This window comes from Pseudomonas sp. MH10 (genome assembly GCF_034353045.1).
GTDB lineage: Bacteria > Pseudomonadota > Gammaproteobacteria > Pseudomonadales > Pseudomonadaceae > Aquipseudomonas.
This window is the reverse complement of record NZ_CP133783.1, coordinates 3,718,314-3,738,518: the sequence shown is the minus strand read 5'-3', so window position 1 is coordinate 3,738,518 and position 20,205 is coordinate 3,718,314. Positions and strand designations below refer to the sequence as shown.

The window sequence follows — 20,205 nt, the reverse complement described above, 5'->3', positions numbered from 1 at the left end:
ATGGCAACCATAATGAAGAAGGTCGATGCAGTCATTATCGGTTTCGGCTGGACCGGCGCCATCATGGCCAAGGAACTGACCGAGGCGGGCCTAAACGTCGTAGCGCTCGAGCGCGGTCCGATGCAGGACACCTACCCAGATGGCAATTACCCACAGGTGATCGATGAGCTGACCTACAGCGTGCGCAAAAAGCTGTTTCAGGACATCTCCAAAGAAACCGTGACCATCCGGCACAGCGTCAATGACGTGGCCCTGCCCAACCGTCAGCTTGGCGCGTTTCTTCCGGGTAACGGCGTGGGTGGCGCAGGCTTGCATTGGTCCGGCGTGCATTTCCGGGTCGACCCGATTGAGTTGCGCATGCGCAGCCATTACGAAGAGCGTTACGGCAAAAGCTTTATTCCCAAGGACATGACCATTCAGGATTTCGGGGTCAGCTATGAAGAGCTGGAACCTTATTTCGATTTCGCTGAAAAGGTGTTCGGCACTTCGGGCCAGGCGTTCACGGTCAAAGGTCAGCATGTCGGACCGGGCAACCCTTATGCGCCAGATCGCTCCGATCATTTCCCACTGGTGCCACAGAAAAGAACCTACTCCGCGCAGCTGTTTCACACCGCTGCCGGCGCGGTTGGCTACAAACCGTACGATTTGCCGTCTGCCAATACGTCTGGGCCTTACACCAACCCGTATGGCGCGCAGATGGGGCCGTGCAATTTTTGCGGATTTTGCAGCGGCTACGTCTGCTACATGTATTCCAAAGCGTCGCCCAATGTGAACATCTTGCCGGCGCTAAAACAGGTGCCGGCTTTCGAACTTCGCGCTAACTCCCATGTGCTGCGGATCAACCTCGACAGCAGCAAGACCAAAGCCACTGGCGTGACCTATGTCGACGCCCAAGGCCGAGAGCTGGAGCAACCCGCGGACCTGGTCATCTTGGGCTCTTTCCAGTTCAACAACGTACGGATGCTGCTGTTATCCGGAATCGGCAAGCCGTATGACCCGATAACCGGAGAAGGTGTGGTCGGGAAAAACTTTGCTTACCAGAACATGGCGACTATCAAGGCGTTCTTCGACAAGGACGTCTACACCAATAACTTCATTGGTGCCGGTGGCGCGGGCGTAGCGATAGACGACTTTAACGCCGATAACTTTGACCATGGGCCGCACGGCTTTGTCGGGGGTTCACCCATGTGGGTCAACCAGGCTGGCAGTCGGCCGATTGCCGGTACGTCCAACCCACCGGGCACTCCAACCTGGGGCAGCGCCTGGAAGCGTACGACTGCCGATTTTTACTCGCACCAAGTGTCGATGGACGCCCACGGCGCGCATCAATCGTACCGAGGAAACTACCTCGATCTTGATCCAACCTATCGCGATTCCTACGGCCAGCCGTTGTTGCGGATGACCTTCGACTGGCAAGAAAACGACATCAAGATGAACCAGTTCATGGTCTCGAAACTGACCAAAGTAGCCGAAGCCATGAACCCTAAAGCGATTGCCCAGCTGGGTAAAAAAGTCGGTGAGCACTTTAATACGGCGGCGTACCAGACGACCCACCTCAACGGTGGCGCAATCATGGGCACCGACCCGAAAACCAGCGTGATCAATCGCTATTTGCAGTGCTGGGACGTGCATAACGTGTTTGTGCCTGGCGCGTCCGCTTTCCCACAGGGCTTGGGATACAACCCCACAGGTCTGGTGGCTGCGCTGACCTATTGGGCGGCCAAGGCGATACGCGAACAGTATCTGAAGAACCCTGGCCCGCTGGTTCAGGCTTAAGGAGCGATGATCATGAAAAATCTGCTTATCGCGACCTTGGCGCTCTGTTTCGGCGCACCTGTTTTTGCGGCTGACGACTCGGATGCAGCGCTGATCAAACAAGGTGAATACCTGGCGCGTGCCGGCGACTGCGTGGCCTGCCACACGGCCAAGGGTGGCAAGCCGTTCGCTGGTGGCCTGCCCATGGAGACGCCCATTGGCACTATTTACACGACCAACATCACCCCGGATAAAACCGGCATCGGTGAGTACAGCTTTGCGGATTTCGACAAAGCAGTACGCCAAGGGGTGTCGAAAGCGGGCACCTCGCTGTACCCCGCAATGCCCTATCCGTCCTACGCGCGGGTGAAAGAAGACGACATGCATGCGCTTTACGCGTACTTCATGAAAGGTGTCAAACCGGTGGTGCAAGACAACAAAGACGTGGATATCCCGTGGCCGTTGAGCATGCGCTGGCCGTTGACCGGTTGGCGCTGGATGTTCGCGCCGAAGGTCGAGGACTATCAGGCTTCCGTCGCACAGGATGCCGTGGTCAGTCGCGGCGCTTACTTGGTCGAAGGCCTCGGGCACTGCGGCGCCTGTCACACCCCGCGCGCCATCAGCATGCAGGAGAAAGCCCTCAGCGCGAGCGAAGGTTCAGCGTATTTGTCTGGCAGCGCACCGCTGGAAGGCTGGATCGCCAAAAGCCTGCGCGGCGATCACAAAGACGGCTTGGGCAGTTGGTCGGAAGGCCAGTTGGTGCAGTTTCTCAAGACCGGTCGTAGTGACCACAGCGCTGTATTCGGCGGCATGACCGACGTGGTGGTGCACAGCATGCAGTACATGAGCGATGAGGATTTGACGGCGATTGCCCGCTACTTGAAATCCTTGCCCGCGAATGATGCCGACGATAAGCCGCAGACGTCTGACGAAGCCGTCGCCAAGGCGCTATGGAAAGGTGACGACAGTAAAGTCGGCGCTGCGGTGTACGTCGACAATTGCTCGGCGTGCCACCGTACCGATGGTCAAGGCTACACCCGAGTGTTTCCGGCATTGGCAGGCAACCCGGTACTGCAATCAGAAGACGCGGCGTCGTTGATTAACCTCGTCCTCAAAGGCGGCACTTTGGCCGCCACCCACACAGCACCATCAACCTTCACGATGCCCGCTTTTGCCTGGCGATTGTCCAACCAACAAGTGGCGGACGTGGTGAATTTTATTCGCAGCAGTTGGGGGAATCAGGCTGGGTTGGTAAAAGCGGGGGATGTCGAAAAGCTGCGTCAGGATGACCTGAAAACGACGTCAAGCGATGACTTGGGGCAGGTGACGCAACACAACTGACGTTGACGTAAAAATGCGGCCCGAGCAGCGGGCCGCATCTTAATGTTAAAAGCTAACGGCCTGCAGGCAGCGTGTTATTTGAGCAGCGGGTTTTTATAGTGGACCTGCGTGTGGGAAATTTTCCCGTCGATTTTATTGCCCCTGTGGACCACGCGAACGTATTCATTGGTGAACGAGGTATCGAACGAATTGATGCGAACGGGGAAATCAATGTCCTTCAGAATACTAATTTCAGTAACGCCCTGGTTATGACTTCCATTAGGGTTCCCGGCAAATACCAGTGATGAGCCCTTGGTTGCTTTAAACAGCTTCAGCGACCGAACTTCGTCATTGCGGCAACCATGTTTATGGGTCTTCATGTTAAAACTGTCACTTACGTTCAGAGGTACTGTACACACCCGATTCTGCGAAATATTATTGCCTTCATACATCATCATGATCGGACGCAGCGAATCGGAAGTGGACTCATCCACGACAATCCTGGACACCTTACCGTCTAAGCCATTGTTGCGATAGTTCACCACGTAATAGGTGTTGTTATTGTAATCGGCGTCAAAAGTTGGAATTACAACGCGTTCGTTAATGCCAATGTCACGTTTAAGATTAATGACGGTGTAATCATCATTTTGATTGCCATCTTTGCTGTCGGAAACGGTGATTCGAGTACCCTTGGCCATGCCCGACAGCGACAGCGAGCGTGCTTCGTCATTTTCGCAGCCCCGAGTTGGGAGGCTCAGCGTGGTTTTGCCGCGAGGAACGACACACACGGCATCCTGTTTGCGGTCCGCATTGTTTTCTTCCCAAAAATAGATCCCGCCTTCACTTAATGCTTTGGCATACGGCGTTGTGTCACCGTTTTGATAGTTGTTGATACCGATAAAATTCGGTGTTTTTCCACAGGTCTCAACGCGACGAGCGAGGTAGGTCAGGTTATTGTCCTTGGCCGCCGAGTCGAAAATGGTCGATGTGCCCCCATGAAATTGATTCATCAAGAACAGGCGATTCCAAGAACCTTTGCCTGTGGCTTGATTGACCTTCGCGGTCGAGATTGGCAGGTTAGGGTTTCGTGCAGGGCAGGACCAGTCATGGCTAAGCGTCGTCATCCCCAGCGTTGACCAGTGGTTGGATACCACCCAGTCACTTTCATACAGAACGGTGATGGTTTTCCCATTAACGGTGTAGTCGCCGCTGACATGAGCCCGGTCGGTGAGGAGGATAAGCCGGTTATTATTTTTCGCCATTTCGCTGAGCGTAGGCCAGTTGCTGCCGGAAAAATTGTCGGGGTTGAAGGAATAGTGTGCCAACTCTGGAATGGTTTCGAACACCGTCTGCAGGTGCTTGCGCTCGACGTAGGTCTCCAAAAAGAGGGTGACCACCTCCGACGGATTATCCTTGAGGAACGGGATGAATTCGTTTTTAAGCTGATTTGACCATGCGCCGTAACAGGCGATTGTTTTGTGGCAAACTTTAATAACTTCCGCCGCTTTATTCGTGTCATTAACATAAAGGTCCAACATAAAACCGCGTACGCCGTCCCGCAACTGCCGGGGCAGCTCAGCCAGGTTTTGATTGATTTTCTCATAAGAGTTATGCGTGGTTACCCAAGAATACTGATCAAAGGATTTGTCGTTGATCGCAAACGGAACATTCGCATGGGCTGTTAATGCCAGGGACATTAGCGACCCGCCGAGCAGGGCGCTGAATGGGGTGATGTTATTCAATTTGAAATCCTTTTCAAAATTAATAGTGTGGTTTTAGTACAGCGATACAGCAGTTTTTTTGCACATCGCAAAAAAACAATAGTTGAATTTACAATAATTGTAGGAATTAGGTAGTTTCAATGTGTGACGTAAAATCAATTACAAACAATGCGATTTAATCGGACACTTACTGCACAGTTTTCTTTGAAAGCTATGGTTGCCGCCTATCGGTTCAGAGGCCATTTCTGACAGACAGATGGAGAAAGCCCCTATTTGGTTGTACTGTATGTATAAACAGTACAGAGAAAATCCTCATGTCCAACGCCCTTCCCCTCCGAGGTCGCGGCACCGCCAGCAACCCCCATAACCGCTTTGCGCCCAATCGTTCCGTGGCCGAGGACGATGGTTGGTACCAAGAAGTGCCGATGACCCAAGGCACTGAGGTCCGCAGCGAAACAGCGAAGACGATCATCACCCGCAACACTTCACCGGATATCCCGTTCGACCGTTCGATCAATCCCTATCGAGGATGTGAGCATGGGTGCATTTATTGTTATGCACGACCTAGCCATGCCTACTGGGATATGTCGCCGGGGTTGGATTTTGAAACCAAACTGATTGCCAAAACCAACGCTGCAGCGGTGCTTGAGCAGCAGTTGTCCAAGGCAAGCTATCGTTGTGCGCCAATTACCTTGGGTTCCAACACGGACCCGTATCAGCCCATTGAGCGTGAATACAAAATCACCCGGGCGACGCTTGAGGTCCTGCTGCGTTATCGGCATCCGGTGACGATCATCACTAAAGGTTCGTTGATCTTGCGCGACCTTGACCTGCTGGCGGAGCTGGCCAAACAGCGTTTGGTGTCTGTGTTTATTAGTCTGACGACCCTTGATGACGAGCTAAAGCGCATTCTTGAACCCCGCGCTGCGGCGCCTAAGGCACGGCTAAGGGCGATTCGGGTTATGCGTCAAGCGGGTATTCCTGTCGGTGTGTTGTGCGCGCCGATGATCCCGATGATCAATGACAGTGAGTTGGAAAATCTGATGACCGAGGCCAAAGCTGCGGGTGCATTAAGTGCCAGCTACGTCATGTTGCGTTTGCCGCTGGAGGTGGCGCCGTTGTTTGAGGAGTGGCTGCACGCTCACTACCCGCAACGGGCAGCGCATGTGATGAGCCTGATCAGGCAGGTTCGCGGTGGCGAGGTATACGACAGTCGTTTTGGTGTGCGCATGCGAGGTGAAGGGCCATTCGCCGATCTACTGGCCCAGCGTTACAGCGTCGCGTTGAAGCGTCTTGGGCTAAATCATCGGGAAAGTTTCAGCCTGGATTGCGATGCGTTTTGCCCGCCAGGTGGGCAGATGTCGTTGTTATAGTGTGCCGCGATCTCCCTGTACAAGTTGGCCCCTACCGGTTTAGTGGGTCGCCCGAGCCACCTTAACTGCGCACGGACAGACCTGGCGTTTGAGTTTCAATTAAGCTTATGTGGTTACCGTTCAGTCAAAGTGGCCAGTCGGCCACGTTCCGTTGGAGACGATTAACATGAGTGACAATGACAAACAGCCCCCGGCTGCGGAAAGCGCCGATGTCGCGCTTAAGCATATCGTTGATGGATTTATGCATTTTCGCCACGAAGTGTTCCCGAAACAGGAAGAGCTGTTCAAGAGCTTGGCCACCGTCCAACGTCCGCGGGCGATGTTTATTGCCTGCGCCGACTCGCGGATTGTGCCGGAGCTGATCACCCAAAGTTCACCCGGCGATTTGTTCGTGACCCGTAACGTAGGCAACGTAGTGCCGCCCTATGGGCAGATGAATGGCGGCGTATCCACGGCCATCGAATACGCCGTGGTTGCGCTGGGTGTGCAGCACATCATTATTTGCGGACACTCCGATTGCGGCGCGATGCGGGCCGTTCTCAACCCGCAAACCCTCGAAAAAATGCCCACGGTCAAAGCCTGGCTGCGGCATGCCGAAGTAGCGAAAACGGTGGTGGAAGACAATTGTCACTGTACCAATGAACAGGAAAGCATGCACGTTCTGACTCAGGAAAACGTGATCGCCCAGTTGCAGCATTTGCGCACGCACCCGTCAGTAGCGTCGAAGATGGCCAGCGGTCAGTTGTTTATTCACGGTTGGGTTTACAGCATCGAAACCAGTGACATTCTGGCCTATGACGCCGAGCAGGATAGTTTCCTTCCGCTTGATGGCGCACACCGTATTCCGGTGGCAACGCCCAAGTCGCGTTTCTAGCGTCTGGAAAGGGGTTGCGCACGACAGCGGGCGTTGGATCGGCCCTAGTCGTGCGCGAGGCAGTCTTGCAGTTAACGCGTGTGTGACGTGTCCAAATCAAGCCCGACGCCCAACTGGCGCGACAGGCTCGGCCAGCGCTTCCATGCAGCTTCGGTGGCGGGGCTTTTAAGGCGTTCGCGATACGCTTCAACCGATTCCAGCGCGAAGCTGTCATCGTCGAGCATTTCATCCACCGCGTGGTGCACGGCTTCGTCCAGTTGGTTGGCAAACGCTTCGCCGATCAACTGGTGGGCGATAACGCTCGCCACCGTGGTGTTCGATGGAATCAGAGGCTGACCAAAATGCGTGATATAGAGGTCATTCACTTCTTCAACCAAGCGATGGGCCAGGTAGGCTTCGTCTAGCAAACTGTCTAGCCCTTCATGGCCGGCCAGGACTGCAGGCGGCTGGAGGAAAAACTGTTCGGCGATCCTCAAGACCGGCTTGATCTGAGCTTCGATACCCGCTTCGATGGCCACCTCATTGGCTGCATCGAGCAAGTCGGGAACCAGTTCGATATAAGCTGCTACAAAACGTGTCAAAACGCCTTTCGCGTCCAATTCCGGGACATGAATAGCGGGGTGCAGGTGTGGCAATTGAGTTTCAAGCTGACGCGACAATTGGCCGGTATCAGCCTCGTGTTTGAGCGCATGTTGAATCTGCTCGCGCAAAGCGGCGGTGTTCATGAAAACTCCTGAACGTAGTGAAATAAGGCAAAAAGCAAAACGAAGCCATACGGTAGCCTGCTTATAAAATTTCCTCAGACGCATTTGTCATAACAGGTTCACACATTTGTGGGTGAGCCATATAAGCGGCCTTCTTTTGCCGCTGTATTGTGCGCTCGTCATAGCCGCGAATCGACAATTTAGCCAGCTAACGAGTTTTTGCTTCCTCACATTGCGAGGTCCGAGGCGGTGTCTATACTCGGGTCTGAAAGGAAGATTAGTTGGCGACGCCCGACTGCATTCGCAGCCTTGGCCCGACCGTCAAGCCACCATTCTTGACAGCCGCTCCCTTGGCCGCAGGTGAACGTGAAAGCCGGCGGGATAACAAGAACGATAAGGGGAACCCGCAATGATGCGACATCCACGAGTCTGGATGGGCCTCCTGTTGTGGTCGATATTCAGCCAAGCGCAAGCCGCCTGGACAACGAATATGGCGCCGGGAGCGACTGAAGTCAGTCACGAGATATTCGATTTGCACATGACCATTTTCTGGATATGTGTGGTCATCGGCATCGTGGTTTTTGGGGCGATGTTTTGGTCGATGATTCTTCACCGGCGCTCTACCGGGCAAGTAGCCGCCAAGTTTCACGAGAGTACCCGCGTCGAAATTGCTTGGACGATAGTGCCGCTGTTGATCCTGATCGTGATGGTCATTCCAGCCACCCGCACCATGATCAAAATGTACGACACCGGTGCCTCAGACATCGATATTCAGATCACCGGCTATCAGTGGAAGTGGCATTACAAGTATTTAGGGCAAGACGTCGAGTTCTTCAGCAACTTGGCGACGCCCGCCGACCAGATTCATAACAAAGAAGCGAAGGGAGAAAACTACCTGCTGGAGGTCGACGAACCACTGGTGATTCCGGTGGGGAAAAAAATACGTTTCCTGGTGACGGCTGCTGACGTTATTCACTCGTGGTGGGTCCCCGCGTTTGCGGTCAAGCGTGACGCCATTCCGGGGTTCGTCAACGAAGCCTGGACCCGTGTCGACAAGCCCGGCATCTACCGCGGCCAGTGTTCGGAACTGTGCGGCAAAGACCATGGCTTCATGCCGATTGTGGTGGAAGCGAAGAGCCAGGCGGACTTCGATACCTGGTTGGCCGGGCGCAAGCTTGAAAGTGCCAAACTCAAGGAATTGACCAGCAAGGACTGGACGATGGATGAGTTGGTGGCTCGTGGCGACAAGGTTTATCACACCACCTGTGTGGCCTGCCACCAAGCAGAAGGTCAAGGCTTGCCGCCGATGTTCCCGGCGCTTAAAGGCTCGAAAACCGTCACCGGACCTAAAGAAGGTCACTTGAACACGGTGTTCCATGGTCGGCCGGGTACGGCGATGGCGGCGTTCGGTAAACAGCTTTCAGAGGTGGATATCGCGGCAGTGGTTACCTACGAGCGTAATGCCTGGGGTAACAACAAAGGCGACATGGTCACCCCTAAAGACGTGTTGGCTCTGAAACAGGCGGACGCCAAATGACTTCGTCCATAGCGTGTTCCCTTTGTTTCGCAGACTGCTTTGCAGGAGACAGATCATGAGTGCAGTGATCGATGACCATGGCCATATCGGTCATGTGGATGACCATGCGCATGGCCCCGCCAAGGGGTTGATGCGCTGGGTGCTGACCACTAACCACAAGGACATTGGCACGCTGTACCTCTGGTTCAGCTTCTGCATGTTCTTGCTCGGCGGCTCGTTCGCCATGGTGATCCGCGCCGAGCTGTTTCAACCCGGCCTGCAAATTGTCGAGCCCGCGTTCTTCAACCAGATGACCACCATGCACGGTCTGGTGATGGTCTTCGGAGCGGTGATGCCGGCGTTTGTCGGTCTCGCCAACTGGATGATCCCGTTGATGATCGGTGCGCCGGATATGGCGCTGCCGAGGATGAACAACTTCAGCTTCTGGCTACTCCCAGCGGCGTTTTTATTGTTGGTGTCGACCTTATTTATGCCCGGTGGCGGTCCGAACTTTGGCTGGACCTTTTACGCGCCGCTGTCCACCACCTACGCGCCAGAAAGCGTGACCTTCTTCATCTTCGCCATCCACATGATGGGCATCAGTTCGATCATGGGTGCGATCAACGTCATTGCAACCATCCTCAACCTGCGCGCCCCAGGCATGACCTTGATGAAAATGCCGCTGTTCGTTTGGACGTGGCTAATCACTGCGTTTCTACTGATCGCGGTGATGCCGGTGTTGGCGGGCTGCGTGACCATGATGTTGATGGACATCCATTTCGGCACCAGTTTCTTCAGCGCGGCAGGCGGCGGTGATCCGGTGTTGTTCCAGCACGTGTTCTGGTTCTTCGGCCATCCCGAGGTGTACATCATGATCCTGCCAGCGTTCGGCGCGGTCAGTTCGATCATCCCAACGTTCTCGCGTAAACCGCTGTTCGGCTACACCTCAATGGTCTACGCGGTGGCAAGTATCGCGTTTCTGTCGTTCATCGTGTGGGCGCACCATATGTTCGTGGTGGGCATTCCGTTGGTGGGCGAATTGTTCTTCATGTACGCCACCATGCTGATCGCCGTACCCACCGGGGTGAAGGTGTTCAACTGGGTCAGCACCATGTGGCAAGGCTCGCTGAGCTTCGAAACGCCGATGCTGTTCGCCGTCGCCTTCGTGATTTTGTTCAGCATTGGTGGCTTCTCTGGACTAATGCTGGCCATCGCTCCGGCAGACTTCCAGTATCAGGACACTTATTTCGTGGTAGCGCACTTCCACTACGTGTTGGTGCCGGGCGCGATTTTCGGGATCTTCGCCTCGGCTTACTACTGGCTGCCGAAATGGACTGGGCACATGTACGACGAGACCCTGGGCAAGCTGCATTTCTGGCTGTCCTTTATCGGCATGAACGTCGCGTTTTTTCCGATGCACTTTCTCGGGCTTGCCGGCATGCCACGGCGAATTCCTGACTACAACTTGCAGTTCGCCAACTTCAACATGGTCTCGTCCATCGGTGCCTTTACCTTTGGTGCGACGCAGATTTTCTTCCTGTTCATCGTGATCAAGACCATTCGTGGCGGCCCACCGGCGCCGGCCAAGCCTTGGGACGGCGCAGAGGGATTGGAATGGAGCATTCCGTCTCCTGCGCCATATCACACCTTCACCACGCCACCGGAAGTGGACTGACATGAACGAACAGCGCTCGATCAGACGCTTGGTCATTCGCCTGCTGATGTTGGTGGTGCTGATGTTTGCATTCGGTTTCGCGCTGGTGCCGCTGTACGACGTGATGTGCAAAGCCCTCGGCATCAACGGCAAGACCGGCGACAGATACGAAGGCTCCCAAGTGGTCGATCAGAGCCGCCAAGTGCGGGTGCAATTTCTATCGAGCAATAACAGCGACATGGTCTGGGATTTCTACCCGAAGGGCGATGTGTTGGATGTCCACCCCGGCGCGGTCAACGAGATGCTGTTCGTGGCGCGTAACCCGACCGACCATGTGATGAAAGCGCAGGCGATTCCGAGCATTTCGCCGGGGGAAGTCGCGGTGTATTTCCACAAGACCGAATGCTTTTGTTTCACCCAACAAACCTTGCAGCCGGGCGAGCGAATCGAAATGCCAGTGCGCTTCATCCTCGACCGCGAACTGCCCAAAGACGTGAAACAACTGACGCTGGCTTACACGCTGTTCGACATCACCGCTCGCTCGCCACCGGTTGCCAAGGTCGCCAGCAATGGCAACTAGGACCTAGCAATCAGGGTGCCCGATTAGGAGAACAAGAAGATGGCAATTCACGAGCATTACTACGTTCCCGCGCAAAGCAAGTGGCCGATTATTGCCACGGTGGGCATGTTCACCACGATGTTCGGCCTCGGCACCTGGTTCAACGACCTGAAGGCGGCGCGCCCCGAATCCCACGGGCCGCTGATCTTTTTCGTCGGTGGCTTGCTGTTGGCTTACATGCTGTTTGGTTGGTTTGGAACGGTGATCAAGGAAAGCCGCTCGGGATTGTTCAGCGCGCAGATGGACCGTTCGTTTCGCTGGGGCATGAGCTGGTTTATCTTCTCCGAAGTCATGTTCTTTATCGCCTTCTTTGGCGCGTTGTTTTACGTGCGCACTTGGGCTGGCCCGTGGCTCGGCGGTGAAGGCTCCAAGGGCGTCGCGCACATGCTCTGGCCGAACTTCCACTACACCTGGCCGCTGCTAAGCCCGCCTGATCCGAAACTTTTTCCCGGCCCCAAAGAGGTGATCAACCCGTGGCACCTGCCGCTCATCAACACCATTTTGTTGGTCAGCTCCAGTGTGACGGTGACCATCGCTCACCATGCGCTGAAAAAGGGCCATCGCGGCGCACTGAAGATTTGGCTGGCGATCACCGTATTACTGGGTTTGAGCTTTTTGACGTTGCAGGCCTCGGAATACATGGAGGCGTATCACGAGCTGGGTTTGACCTTGGGTTCAGGCATCTACGGCGCAACCTTCTTCATGCTCACCGGCTTCCACGGTGCCCACGTCACCATCGGCACCATCATTCTGTTTGTGATGCTGATGCGGGTGATGCGCGGGCACTTTGATAACGAACATCAGTTCGGATTCGAGGCGGCAAGCTGGTATTGGCACTTCGTCGACGTGGTGTGGATCGGCTTGTTTGTCTTCGTTTACGTGCTTTAAACCACGTCTGTAGGAGCCAACGTGCTGGCGATGGGCTTCACTGGTGTGGCAGCAGATACGCAGTCTCGCCAACACGTTGGCTCATACAGAGTTTCACCAGCTCACATGGGACACCAGTTGGCCGCTGTAAAAGCCCCAGGCGATCAGGATAACGGTAGCCGCGGCGAGGCAGACGCGCACGGTCAGCGCCTTCACTACTCGGTTGGACGTGCTGTCGTCTTTAACCAGAAAAAACAGGCCGCTGAACAGGCTGATCATCGTGGCAATGAGCATTAGAACAATCGCCGCTTTGAGCATGATGCAACTCCATGAAGCGTCGGGAGGGAGGACATGCCGTGCAGTATAGCCAGTCGCCAATCGACGGAATCGGAGGCGCGATGAAACGTTTTCAACCCGGCGTGGCGCCCACACTCGTGGTTTTTTTGTTGCTGCCGCTGCTGATATTCCTGGGGTTCTGGCAGCTTGATCGGGGCGAACAGAAGCGCGTATTGCTGAATCAATACGCCGAGCGCCGCGTCGCTGATCCCATCGCCAGCACCCAGCTTGAACAAACCGCCGACCCGGCTTATCGGCGAGTGCAGCTGCGCGGCCAATTCGACGCTGCGCACAGCCTGATGCTGGACAACAGCACCCGTGGCGGTCGCGGCGGCATCGAGCTGATTCAACCTTTTCACGATCAGGCCAGCGGGCTTTGGCTGTGGGTCAATCGCGGCTGGCTGCCGTGGCCTGATCGGCGCACGTCACCGGTGTTTACCACGCCGCAGCAGGTACTGAGCCTGAGCGCGTGGGTGTACGTGCCGACTGCCGCGACTTTTCAGCTGGGTGCCGATCCCGTAGGCGCACCGTGGCCACGCCTGGTTACGGCGGTGAATCCGGGGAAACTCTGGACCGAACTCGGCCGCAGTGGTTTTGCCGACGAGTTGCGGCTCGAACCGGGTCCGGCCGCGTACCAGCTGGATTGGCCAATAGTGGCCATGGGGCCGGAGCAAAACCTCGGTTATGCCGTCCAGTGGTTTGCCATGGCGGTAGCGCTGTTTGGCCTGTTTCTATACCTCGGATACCGCAATGCCAAGGAGAAAAACCATGGATCAAGCCATGAATCCACCCAGCATGTCTGAAACACGCCCGCTGCCATCGCGCCGAAAAGGCCGTTTGCAGTTGATTTTGGTGGTGGTGGTCGCTGTCGGGCCGATGGTGCTAGCCACCGGCATGTACAAGTTGCAGTTCTGGGTGCCGGACAGCCGCAGCTTTCACGGCGAGATGATAGGCAACGGGCAAAGCCGCGCCGAGCTTGGCGTGCAGGCGGATGAGCAGCGTTGGCAGTTGCTGGTCAGTGCGCCGCAGAACTGCGAGGCGGATTGTCAGCACTTGGTGTACCTGGCGCGTCAGCTGAATATTGGTCTGGGTCAGGACGCCGCGCGGGCCAGCCACGGTCTGGCCGCTGCCCAGCCGCTGAGTGCCGACTACACCGCCAAGCTGAGCCGCGAATATCCGAAGCTGGAGCGTTACCCGCTGGACCTGTCGCTGTACAACAAAGCTGCACCCGGCGTTGAAGCGCCACACCTTTGGATCGTCGATCCCCACGGCAACCTGGTGCTGCGTTACGACGCTAAGGTCAACGGTAAGGACCTTCTCAACGATCTACGCCAACTGTTGAAACTGTCGAACATCGGATAGGGCATCGCCATGGCCAGACCTGGATTTCGCCTCGCTTTACTTGCCACGCTGCTTGCGCTGGTCGTGGTCTTACTCGGTGCCTACACCCGGCTGACCCATGCTGGGCTGGGTTGTCCTGATTGGCCGGGCTGTTACGGATTTATCAGCGTGCCTAACAGCGAGGCGCAACTGGCGCATGCCGAGCTGCACTTCCCCGACACACCGGTTGAGCCGCACAAAGGCCGCAATGAGATGGTCCATCGTTATTTTGCGGGCAGCCTGGCGTTAATGATCATTGTGTTAGCGGCACAAGCGGTGCGGCGCCGCCATCAGGAGGGGCAGCCGTTCAAATTGCCGATGTTGATGCTGGGGGTCGTGGTCGCCCAAGCGGCGTTCGGCATGTGGACCGTGACCCTCAAGCTTTGGCCGCAGGTGGTCACGGCGCATTTACTGGGTGGTGTCGCCACGTTAAGTCTTTTGTTTTTGCTGACGCTGCGCCTGTCTGGCGCTTTCGCTCCGCTGCCTGAGTTGCCTGCGCGCTTACGCCGTCTGGCCGCGCTGGGGTTGGTGTTGGTGGTGGCGCAAATCGCCCTCGGCGGCTGGGTCAGCTCCAACTACGCGGCGCTGGCGTGCATCGATTTGCCGACCTGCCATGGCGAGTGGTGGCCGAAGGCGGACTTCGCCAACGGGTTTCGTCTGACCCAGCACATCGGCCCCAATTACCTGGGCGGGCAACTGGACAGCGATGCGCGCACGGCGATTCACATCACCCACCGATTAGGCGCGCTTTTAGTCAGCGTGGTGTTGCTGGGGTTGGCTTGGCAGCTGAAACGGGCCGGGCTCAAAGGCATGGCCTCATTAGTGGTGCTGGTATTGGGGGTGCAAGTGGTGTTGGGGATCAGCAACGTGGTTTTTCACCTGCCGCTGCCGATTGCAGTGGCGCATAACGCAGGCGGCGCGGCCTTGATGTTGGCGGTCACGCTGGTGAATTATCGGGTACGGTCTGTGCTTGGCTGGGCGATCAAGACCACTCCTGTGGTGGGCGTTGACGCACCGAATCATCGGCACGGGTACCTGCATCCGGGCAAATAGCCGGGCACAGAATAATAACGATAAGGAGAGAGGCAGTGACTACTCTAGTCCGCGAGCAACACCCTCAGGCCATTTGGCGGGACTATCTTGAGCTGACCAAGCCCAAGGTGGTGGTGCTGATGCTCATCACGTCCTTGGTCGGCATGTTTCTCGCCACCCGGGCGGGGGTGCCGTGGACGGTGTTGGTGTTCGGCAATATGGGGATCGCGTTTTGCGCGGGCGGCGCGGCAGTGGTCAACCATGTCGTAGACCGACGCATCGATGCCATGATGGCGCGCACAAAAAAACGGCCACTGGCTGAAGGCCGCGTCACCCCTGCTGCGGCCCTGACCTTCGCCTTGCTACTGGCGGTGGCGGGGCAAGCCTTGTTGCTGGCGTTTACCAATCCGCTGACGGCGTGGTTGACCCTGGCTTCGTTATTGGGTTACGCCGTGATCTACACCGGATTCCTGAAACGCGCCACGCCACAGAACATCGTGATCGGTGGCCTTGCCGGCGCCGCACCGCCGTTGCTCGGTTGGGTCGCTACCACCGGGCATGTCAGCGCCGAGTCGCTGCTGCTGGTGCTGATTATCTTCGCCTGGACCCCGCCACATTTTTGGGCACTGGCAATTCATCGCAAGGAGGAATACGCCAAAGCCGACATTCCGATGCTGCCGGTGACCCACGGCGAGCACTACACCAAGGTGCACATTCTGCTGTACACGCTAGTGCTGCTGGCGGTCAGTTTGCTGCCGTATGTGATCCACATGAGCGGGATGCTGTACCTGTTATGCGCATTAGGTTTAGGTGCGCGCTTTCTGTGGATGTCATGGGTGCTGTACCGTGGCATCAAACCGCACGCGGCCATCGACACCTTCAAGTACTCTATTTATTACTTGTTCCTGTTGTTCATCGCGCTGCTCGCCGACCACTACTTATTGTTGAATCTATGACTCGAGTTCAAAAAACGGTTTTTATTTTGGTCGCACTGGTGGCGCTGATTCTGGGCCTTACGGTCAATAAGGTAATCTCCGGCAGAGGCCAGGGCGATCCGACCGCGATGATCGATGCGGGCATCATTTTGTTGCCGACCAGCCGCAGTCTGCCTGACTTGAAGATGACGAATCAGGACGGCAAAGCGGTGTCCATCGCTGAATTGAAAGGCAAATGGACGATGCTGTTTTTCGGCTACACCTTCTGCCCGGACATCTGCCCGACCACACTTGCCCAGTTGCGTCAGATTAAAAAAGGACTGCCCAAAGACGTGGTTGGCAAACTGCAAATCGTGTTGGTGAGCGTTGACCCGAATCGGGATACGCCGCAACAGCTCAAGCAATACCTCGGCTACTTCGACCCCGAGTTCCAGGGCCTTACGGCACCGGTTGAAGATATTCAGAAACTCGCCAACGCGGTGAGTATTCCGTTTATTCCGGCCGACACCAGCAAGCCTAATTACACCGTCGACCACAGTGGCAACCTCGCCCTCCTCGGCCCGGACGGCACCCAACGCGGCTTCATCCGCTCGCCGCTGAATGACAAGAAAATGGTTGAGCAATTGCCGCGTTTGTTGGTTCGGGAGTGAGCGCTTCGCCCGATACACCGCACTGTTTCCTTCCTACAGAGAATCTATGCACGACACAGATAGATGTTCAGTGCCTACTATTCCCGTGTCCGCCAAAAGCCTCTGTGGTTGGCTTGCCAACGAAAGCGCCATTTCAAGCGACCCAGGTTGCAGGTCGACATCAGCGGGTGTGATTACCGGCCTCTTCGCAGGCAAGCCTACTCCCACAGATGTCGTTGTTCGCCAACAAGGTGGCTCCTACAGGATGTGCGTGTTTCTTACTTGGCGAACATCTGCCCAATGTCCTTGAACGCTTTGAACTCCAGCGCGTTGCCGCAGGGGTCGAAGAGGAACATGGTAGCTTGTTCGCCCACTTGGCCCTGGAAGCGAATATAGGGTTCGATCACGAACGCGGTTTCCCGTGTTTTCAGCCGGTCGGCCAAGGCTTCCCACTCTTCCCAATCCAGCACCACGCCGAAATGCGGCACGGGCACGTCGTGGCCGTCCACCGGATTGCTCAGGGCTTTTTCCTGGGCCGGGCTTTTGGCTTGTTGGTGGATAACGAGTTGATGGCCGAAGAAATTGAAGTCGACCCACTGCTCGCTGCTGCGGCCTTCGGCGCAGCCAAACACCTCGCCGTAAAAATGCCGAGCGGCGGCGAGGTCGTGAACGGGGATTGCCAAATGGAAAGGGGACAGCGCCATGACAAACATCCTCAATCAGGGATTCGGAGTGCCCTGAGTTTAGGCCAATGGCGCCTAGATCAAAACGCCGGAACCACCGCGCCTTGATATTTTTCAAGAATGAATTGCTTCACTTCCGGGCTGTGCAACGCGGCGACTAGCTTCTGCATCGGAATCGAATCCCGATTGTCCGGGCGGGCGACCAAGATGTTCACGTAGGGCGAGTCGCCGCCCTCAATGAGTAACGCATCTTTGGTAGGGTCCAGCTGCACTGCCAGCGCGTAGTTGGTGTTGATCAGTGCCAGATCAATGCTTGTCAGTACGCGCGGCAAGGTGGCGGCTTCCAGTTCGCGGAATTTCAGCGCCTTTGGGTTATCCGCAATGTCTTTTGGCGTCGACAGAATATTGGTCGGGTCTTTCAGCGTGATCAAGCCACCTTTCGCCAACAGCAACAGCGCGCGGCCTTCATTGGTCGGATCGTTGGGAAGGGCAACGGTGGCACCGTCCGGCAACTCATCGAGTTTTTTGTAGGTGCTTGAGTACGCACCCAACGGCTCGACGTGGACCTTGGCGATGGCCACCAGATCGGTGCCTTTGCCCTTGTTGAATTCATCCAGATACGGTTGATGCTGGAAGAAGTTCGCGTCGAGGCGTTTCTCCGCCAGTTGCACGTTGGGTTGAATATAGTCGTTGAAGACTTTGATCTGCAGATCGATGCCGTCTTTGGCCAGCATCGGTTTAACCACTTCGAGAATTTCCGCGTGAGGCACCGCCGAGGCACCTACGGTCAGGATTTCATCAGCGTGGGCGCTCAGGGCAACCAGTGCGGCAAACACTGCGAGAAGCTTTTTCATGCATCAACTCCGTGAAAAGGCCCCCTCGGTCGAGAGGGCCTTGCGTGTCCAGGTTTAGCGGTGGGTGAAATGCGCCACCAGCTTGTCGCCGACGGTTTGCAGGATCTGCACCAAGACCAATAGCAATACGACCGTGACGAACATCACATCGTTCTGGAAGCGTTGGTAACCATAACGAATCGCCAAGTCACCAAGGCCGCCTGCACCCACGGCGCCGGCCATGGCGGTGAACGACACCAAGGCGATGGCGGTCACGGTAACCGCGGCCAAAATGCCAGGCCGCGCTTCGGGCAACAGCGCTTTGATGATGATCTGCCGAGTCGTCGCGCCCATGGCTTGGGTCGCTTCGATGATGCCCTTATCGACTTCGCGCAACGCGGTCTCGACCAGCCGCGCAAAGAATGGCGTCGCTCCGGCCACCAGCGGCGGTAAGGTGCCGAGAACACCCAGCGAGGTGCCGGTGATCAGCTCTGTCAGCGGCATCATCACGATCAGCAGGATGATAAAGGGCAGCGCGCGCAGCATATTGACCAACAAGGCCACCGTGGCATACAGGCGTTGGTTTTCCAGCAACTGACGGGGCGAGGTCAGGAACATCAACACGCCCAGCGGTAGGCCCAACAGCACGGTGAACGCCAGAGAGATACCGAGCATCACCAAGGTGTCGCCAGTAGCGATCCAGATTTCGTACCAATCGACGTTGGAGAATAGATTGACCAGGGTGTCGATCATCGCAGCACCTCCATGTGGACATCAGCCGCCGTGAAGCTAGCAAACGCGGCCTCCATGTCGCCACCGGTAATGGCCAGGGTCAGTTGTCCGTATGGCGTGTCTTTGATGCGGTCGATGCGGCCTGCAAGGATGCTGTAATCAACACCGGTCTCTCGGGCCACGGTGCCCAACAGTGGCGCGTAGGTGGATTCTCCCTGGAAGGTCAGGCGCACGATGCGGCCTTGCACATGAGCGAAGTCATCACGCAGCTCGCCATCGTCGATTTGCTCGTCTTCTTGCACAAAGCGTTTGGTCGTCGGGTGCTTCGGATGCAGAAACACATCAGCTACCGGACCTTGCTCGACGATCTTGCCAGCGTCCATCACGGCCACGTAATCACAAACGCGACGGATAACGTCCATCTCGTGGGTGATCAAGACGATCGTGAGTTTCAGCTCTCGGTTGATTTCAGCCAACAGTTGCAGCACCGATGCGGTGGTTTGCGGATCGAGGGCGCTGGTGGCTTCGTCGCACAGCAGGATTTTCGGTTTGGTCGCCAGTGCACGGGCAATACCGACGCGCTGTTTTTGCCCGCCCGACAACTGCGTTGGGTACTTCTTCGCCTGATCGGACAGGCCGACGCGTTCGAGCAGCTCAGCCACACGCGCATCGATCTGGCTGCGCGTCATGTCGCCGGCGAGGGTCAACGGCATCCCTACGTTATCGGCGACGGTGCGGGACGCGAGCAGATTGAAGTGCTGAAAGATCATACCGACTTGGCGGCGAAAGCCGCGCAAGGCCGTGGCGTCGAACGCGGTGACGTCTTCGCCATCAACGACAATTTGCCCGCCGCTTGGCGTTTCCAGGCGGTTGATCAGGCGCAGCAGCGTGCTTTTACCCGCACCGGAATGACCGATCAGGCCGAATACTTGGCCGTCTTCGACCCGCAGGCTAGTGGGGTGCAAAGCGGGGATTTCCCGGCCAGCAACCCGGTAGGTTTTGTGGACGTTATGAAACTCGATCACGTAGCGAACCTTGTGGGGGCGCGGTAAGAAAGGGTGGTGAAAGTGCCGAGTGCCCAGGCGTTCTTACGACCAGCGAACACCGACTGGATAAGTCGGGCGCGCATTTTAGCCTGTCCAGCGGGAGGTTCTTAGCATTAATTTCATACCGGACCGACGAAACGGCAATAACGCGGGGCAGGCTCGATGCGCATTCGCAGGCAGACCAAAGGTCGCAAAA

Annotated in this window: 20 protein-coding genes; 13 read left to right on the top strand and 7 right to left on the bottom strand. The window is 56.4% G+C overall.

Annotated features, from left to right (window positions below; all coding sequences use genetic code 11):
* Window positions 1–1,776, top strand: a complete 1,776-nt coding sequence (locus RHM59_RS16615; RefSeq protein WP_322224772.1) for a GMC family oxidoreductase — start codon at window positions 1–3, stop codon at window positions 1,774–1,776.
* A 12-nt stretch (window positions 1,777–1,788) separates the two neighbouring features.
* Complete coding sequence (locus tag RHM59_RS16610) at window positions 1,789–3,096, top strand: cytochrome c (protein ID WP_322184469.1); 1,308 nt, start codon at window positions 1,789–1,791, stop codon at window positions 3,094–3,096.
* Window positions 3,097–3,170: 74 nt separating this feature from the next.
* Here RHM59_RS16610 and RHM59_RS16605 read toward each other — a convergent pair whose 3' ends face one another.
* A complete protein-coding gene (locus tag RHM59_RS16605) occupies window positions 3,171–4,817 on the bottom strand; it encodes a hypothetical protein (protein WP_322184468.1) in 1,647 nt (548 codons plus the stop codon).
* A gap of 293 nt (window positions 4,818–5,110) precedes the next feature.
* Here RHM59_RS16605 and RHM59_RS16600 point away from each other — a divergent pair, with 293 nt between their 5' ends.
* Window positions 5,111–6,169, top strand: a complete 1,059-nt coding sequence (locus RHM59_RS16600; RefSeq protein WP_322166875.1) for a PA0069 family radical SAM protein — start codon at window positions 5,111–5,113, stop codon at window positions 6,167–6,169.
* Between the two features lie 166 nt (window positions 6,170–6,335).
* Window positions 6,336–7,043 carry a carbonic anhydrase gene (locus tag RHM59_RS16595; protein WP_322224770.1) on the top strand — a complete coding sequence of 236 codons (708 nt, stop codon included), beginning with the start codon at window positions 6,336–6,338 and terminating at the stop codon, window positions 7,041–7,043.
* 71 nt (window positions 7,044–7,114) lie between these two features.
* Here RHM59_RS16595 and RHM59_RS16590 read toward each other — a convergent pair whose 3' ends face one another.
* Complete coding sequence (locus tag RHM59_RS16590; protein ID WP_322166877.1) at window positions 7,115–7,768, bottom strand: hypothetical protein; 654 nt, start codon at window positions 7,766–7,768, stop codon at window positions 7,115–7,117.
* A gap of 388 nt (window positions 7,769–8,156) precedes the next feature.
* On the opposite strand from RHM59_RS16590, the gene coxB reads away from it, so the two are divergent.
* Genes coxB through RHM59_RS16570 form a run of 4 tightly spaced genes read left to right on the top strand, consistent with a single transcriptional unit; the run spans window position 8,157 to window position 12,424 of the window.
* Entirely contained in the window at window positions 8,157–9,284 is a 1,128-nt protein-coding gene (coxB, locus tag RHM59_RS16585) for a cytochrome c oxidase subunit II (protein ID WP_322166878.1), read from the top strand.
* 55 nt (window positions 9,285–9,339) lie between these two features.
* Window positions 9,340–10,938, top strand: a complete 1,599-nt coding sequence (ctaD, locus tag RHM59_RS16580) for a cytochrome c oxidase subunit I (RefSeq protein ID WP_322166879.1) — start codon at window positions 9,340–9,342, stop codon at window positions 10,936–10,938.
* Between the two features lies 1 nt (window position 10,939).
* Window positions 10,940–11,497, top strand: coding sequence for a cytochrome c oxidase assembly protein (locus tag RHM59_RS16575; protein WP_322166880.1), 558 nt, complete (start codon window positions 10,940–10,942; stop codon window positions 11,495–11,497).
* Between the two features lie 39 nt (window positions 11,498–11,536).
* The gene (locus tag RHM59_RS16570) at window positions 11,537–12,424 is read left to right on the top strand and encodes a cytochrome c oxidase subunit 3 (RefSeq protein WP_322166881.1); all 888 of its coding nucleotides are present in this window, start codon (window positions 11,537–11,539) and stop codon (window positions 12,422–12,424) included.
* Between the two features lie 93 nt (window positions 12,425–12,517).
* Here RHM59_RS16570 and RHM59_RS16565 read toward each other — a convergent pair whose 3' ends face one another.
* Window positions 12,518–12,721 (bottom strand): twin transmembrane helix small protein, encoded by a 204-nt coding sequence (locus RHM59_RS16565; RefSeq protein WP_322166882.1) that lies wholly within the window; start codon window positions 12,719–12,721, stop codon window positions 12,518–12,520.
* A gap of 80 nt (window positions 12,722–12,801) precedes the next feature.
* Between RHM59_RS16565 and RHM59_RS16560 the strand changes: the two genes are divergently transcribed.
* From RHM59_RS16560 to RHM59_RS16540, 5 genes are read left to right on the top strand one after another with little or no spacing between them, the layout of a single operon-like run.
* Entirely contained in the window at window positions 12,802–13,542 is a 741-nt protein-coding gene (locus RHM59_RS16560) for an SURF1 family protein (RefSeq protein ID WP_322166883.1), read from the top strand.
* On the top strand, window positions 13,508–14,101 hold the full coding sequence (locus RHM59_RS16555) for a hypothetical protein (RefSeq protein ID WP_322166884.1): 594 nt from the start codon (window positions 13,508–13,510) through the stop codon (window positions 14,099–14,101). The genes RHM59_RS16560 and RHM59_RS16555 overlap by 35 nt, the downstream gene beginning before the upstream one ends.
* A 9-nt stretch (window positions 14,102–14,110) precedes the next feature.
* Window positions 14,111–15,172 (top strand): COX15/CtaA family protein, encoded by a 1,062-nt coding sequence (locus RHM59_RS16550; RefSeq protein WP_322224768.1) that lies wholly within the window; start codon window positions 14,111–14,113, stop codon window positions 15,170–15,172.
* A 35-nt stretch (window positions 15,173–15,207) separates the two neighbouring features.
* Window positions 15,208–16,107 (top strand): heme o synthase, encoded by a 900-nt coding sequence (gene cyoE / locus RHM59_RS16545; RefSeq protein ID WP_322166885.1) that lies wholly within the window; start codon window positions 15,208–15,210, stop codon window positions 16,105–16,107.
* The gene (locus RHM59_RS16540; protein ID WP_322166886.1) at window positions 16,104–16,736 is read left to right on the top strand and encodes an SCO family protein; all 633 of its coding nucleotides are present in this window, start codon (window positions 16,104–16,106) and stop codon (window positions 16,734–16,736) included. The genes cyoE and RHM59_RS16540 overlap by 4 nt, the downstream gene beginning before the upstream one ends.
* A gap of 257 nt (window positions 16,737–16,993) precedes the next feature.
* Here RHM59_RS16540 and RHM59_RS16535 read toward each other — a convergent pair whose 3' ends face one another.
* Genes RHM59_RS16535 through RHM59_RS16520 form a run of 4 tightly spaced genes read right to left on the bottom strand, consistent with a single transcriptional unit; the run spans window position 16,994 to window position 19,988 of the window.
* Entirely contained in the window at window positions 16,994–17,419 is a 426-nt protein-coding gene (locus RHM59_RS16535) for a VOC family protein (protein ID WP_322166887.1), read from the bottom strand.
* A gap of 59 nt (window positions 17,420–17,478) precedes the next feature.
* Window positions 17,479–18,252 (bottom strand): MetQ/NlpA family ABC transporter substrate-binding protein, encoded by a 774-nt coding sequence (locus RHM59_RS16530; RefSeq protein ID WP_322166888.1) that lies wholly within the window; start codon window positions 18,250–18,252, stop codon window positions 17,479–17,481.
* A gap of 54 nt (window positions 18,253–18,306) precedes the next feature.
* On the bottom strand, window positions 18,307–18,984 hold the full coding sequence (locus tag RHM59_RS16525; RefSeq protein ID WP_322166889.1) for a methionine ABC transporter permease: 678 nt from the start codon (window positions 18,982–18,984) through the stop codon (window positions 18,307–18,309).
* Window positions 18,981–19,988 (bottom strand): methionine ABC transporter ATP-binding protein, encoded by a 1,008-nt coding sequence (locus RHM59_RS16520; protein WP_322166890.1) that lies wholly within the window; start codon window positions 19,986–19,988, stop codon window positions 18,981–18,983. The genes RHM59_RS16525 and RHM59_RS16520 overlap by 4 nt, the downstream gene beginning before the upstream one ends.
* Window positions 19,989–20,205 lie beyond the last annotated feature (217 nt).

Coding starts and splice junctions, on each gene's coding strand:
- RHM59_RS16615 (WP_322224772.1), top strand. CDS start 1: ATGGCAACCATAATGAAGAAGGTCGATGCAGTCATTATCGGTTTCGGC.
- RHM59_RS16610 (WP_322184469.1), top strand. CDS start 1,789: ATGAAAAATCTGCTTATCGCGACCTTGGCGCTCTGTTTCGGCGCACCT.
- RHM59_RS16600 (WP_322166875.1), top strand. CDS start 5,111: ATGTCCAACGCCCTTCCCCTCCGAGGTCGCGGCACCGCCAGCAACCCC.
- RHM59_RS16595 (WP_322224770.1), top strand. CDS start 6,336: ATGAGTGACAATGACAAACAGCCCCCGGCTGCGGAAAGCGCCGATGTC.
- RHM59_RS16590 (WP_322166877.1), bottom strand. CDS start 7,768: ATGAACACCGCCGCTTTGCGCGAGCAGATTCAACATGCGCTCAAACAC.
- coxB (WP_322166878.1), top strand. CDS start 8,157: ATGATGCGACATCCACGAGTCTGGATGGGCCTCCTGTTGTGGTCGATA.
- ctaD (WP_322166879.1), top strand. CDS start 9,340: ATGAGTGCAGTGATCGATGACCATGGCCATATCGGTCATGTGGATGAC.
- RHM59_RS16575 (WP_322166880.1), top strand. CDS start 10,940: ATGAACGAACAGCGCTCGATCAGACGCTTGGTCATTCGCCTGCTGATG.
- RHM59_RS16570 (WP_322166881.1), top strand. CDS start 11,537: ATGGCAATTCACGAGCATTACTACGTTCCCGCGCAAAGCAAGTGGCCG.
- RHM59_RS16565 (WP_322166882.1), bottom strand. CDS start 12,721: ATGCTCAAAGCGGCGATTGTTCTAATGCTCATTGCCACGATGATCAGC.
- RHM59_RS16560 (WP_322166883.1), top strand. CDS start 12,802: ATGAAACGTTTTCAACCCGGCGTGGCGCCCACACTCGTGGTTTTTTTG.
- RHM59_RS16555 (WP_322166884.1), top strand. CDS start 13,508: ATGGATCAAGCCATGAATCCACCCAGCATGTCTGAAACACGCCCGCTG.
- RHM59_RS16550 (WP_322224768.1), top strand. CDS start 14,111: ATGGCCAGACCTGGATTTCGCCTCGCTTTACTTGCCACGCTGCTTGCG.
- RHM59_RS16540 (WP_322166886.1), top strand. CDS start 16,104: ATGACTCGAGTTCAAAAAACGGTTTTTATTTTGGTCGCACTGGTGGCG.
- RHM59_RS16535 (WP_322166887.1), bottom strand. CDS start 17,419: ATGGCGCTGTCCCCTTTCCATTTGGCAATCCCCGTTCACGACCTCGCC.
- RHM59_RS16530 (WP_322166888.1), bottom strand. CDS start 18,252: ATGAAAAAGCTTCTCGCAGTGTTTGCCGCACTGGTTGCCCTGAGCGCC.
- RHM59_RS16525 (WP_322166889.1), bottom strand. CDS start 18,984: ATGATCGACACCCTGGTCAATCTATTCTCCAACGTCGATTGGTACGAA.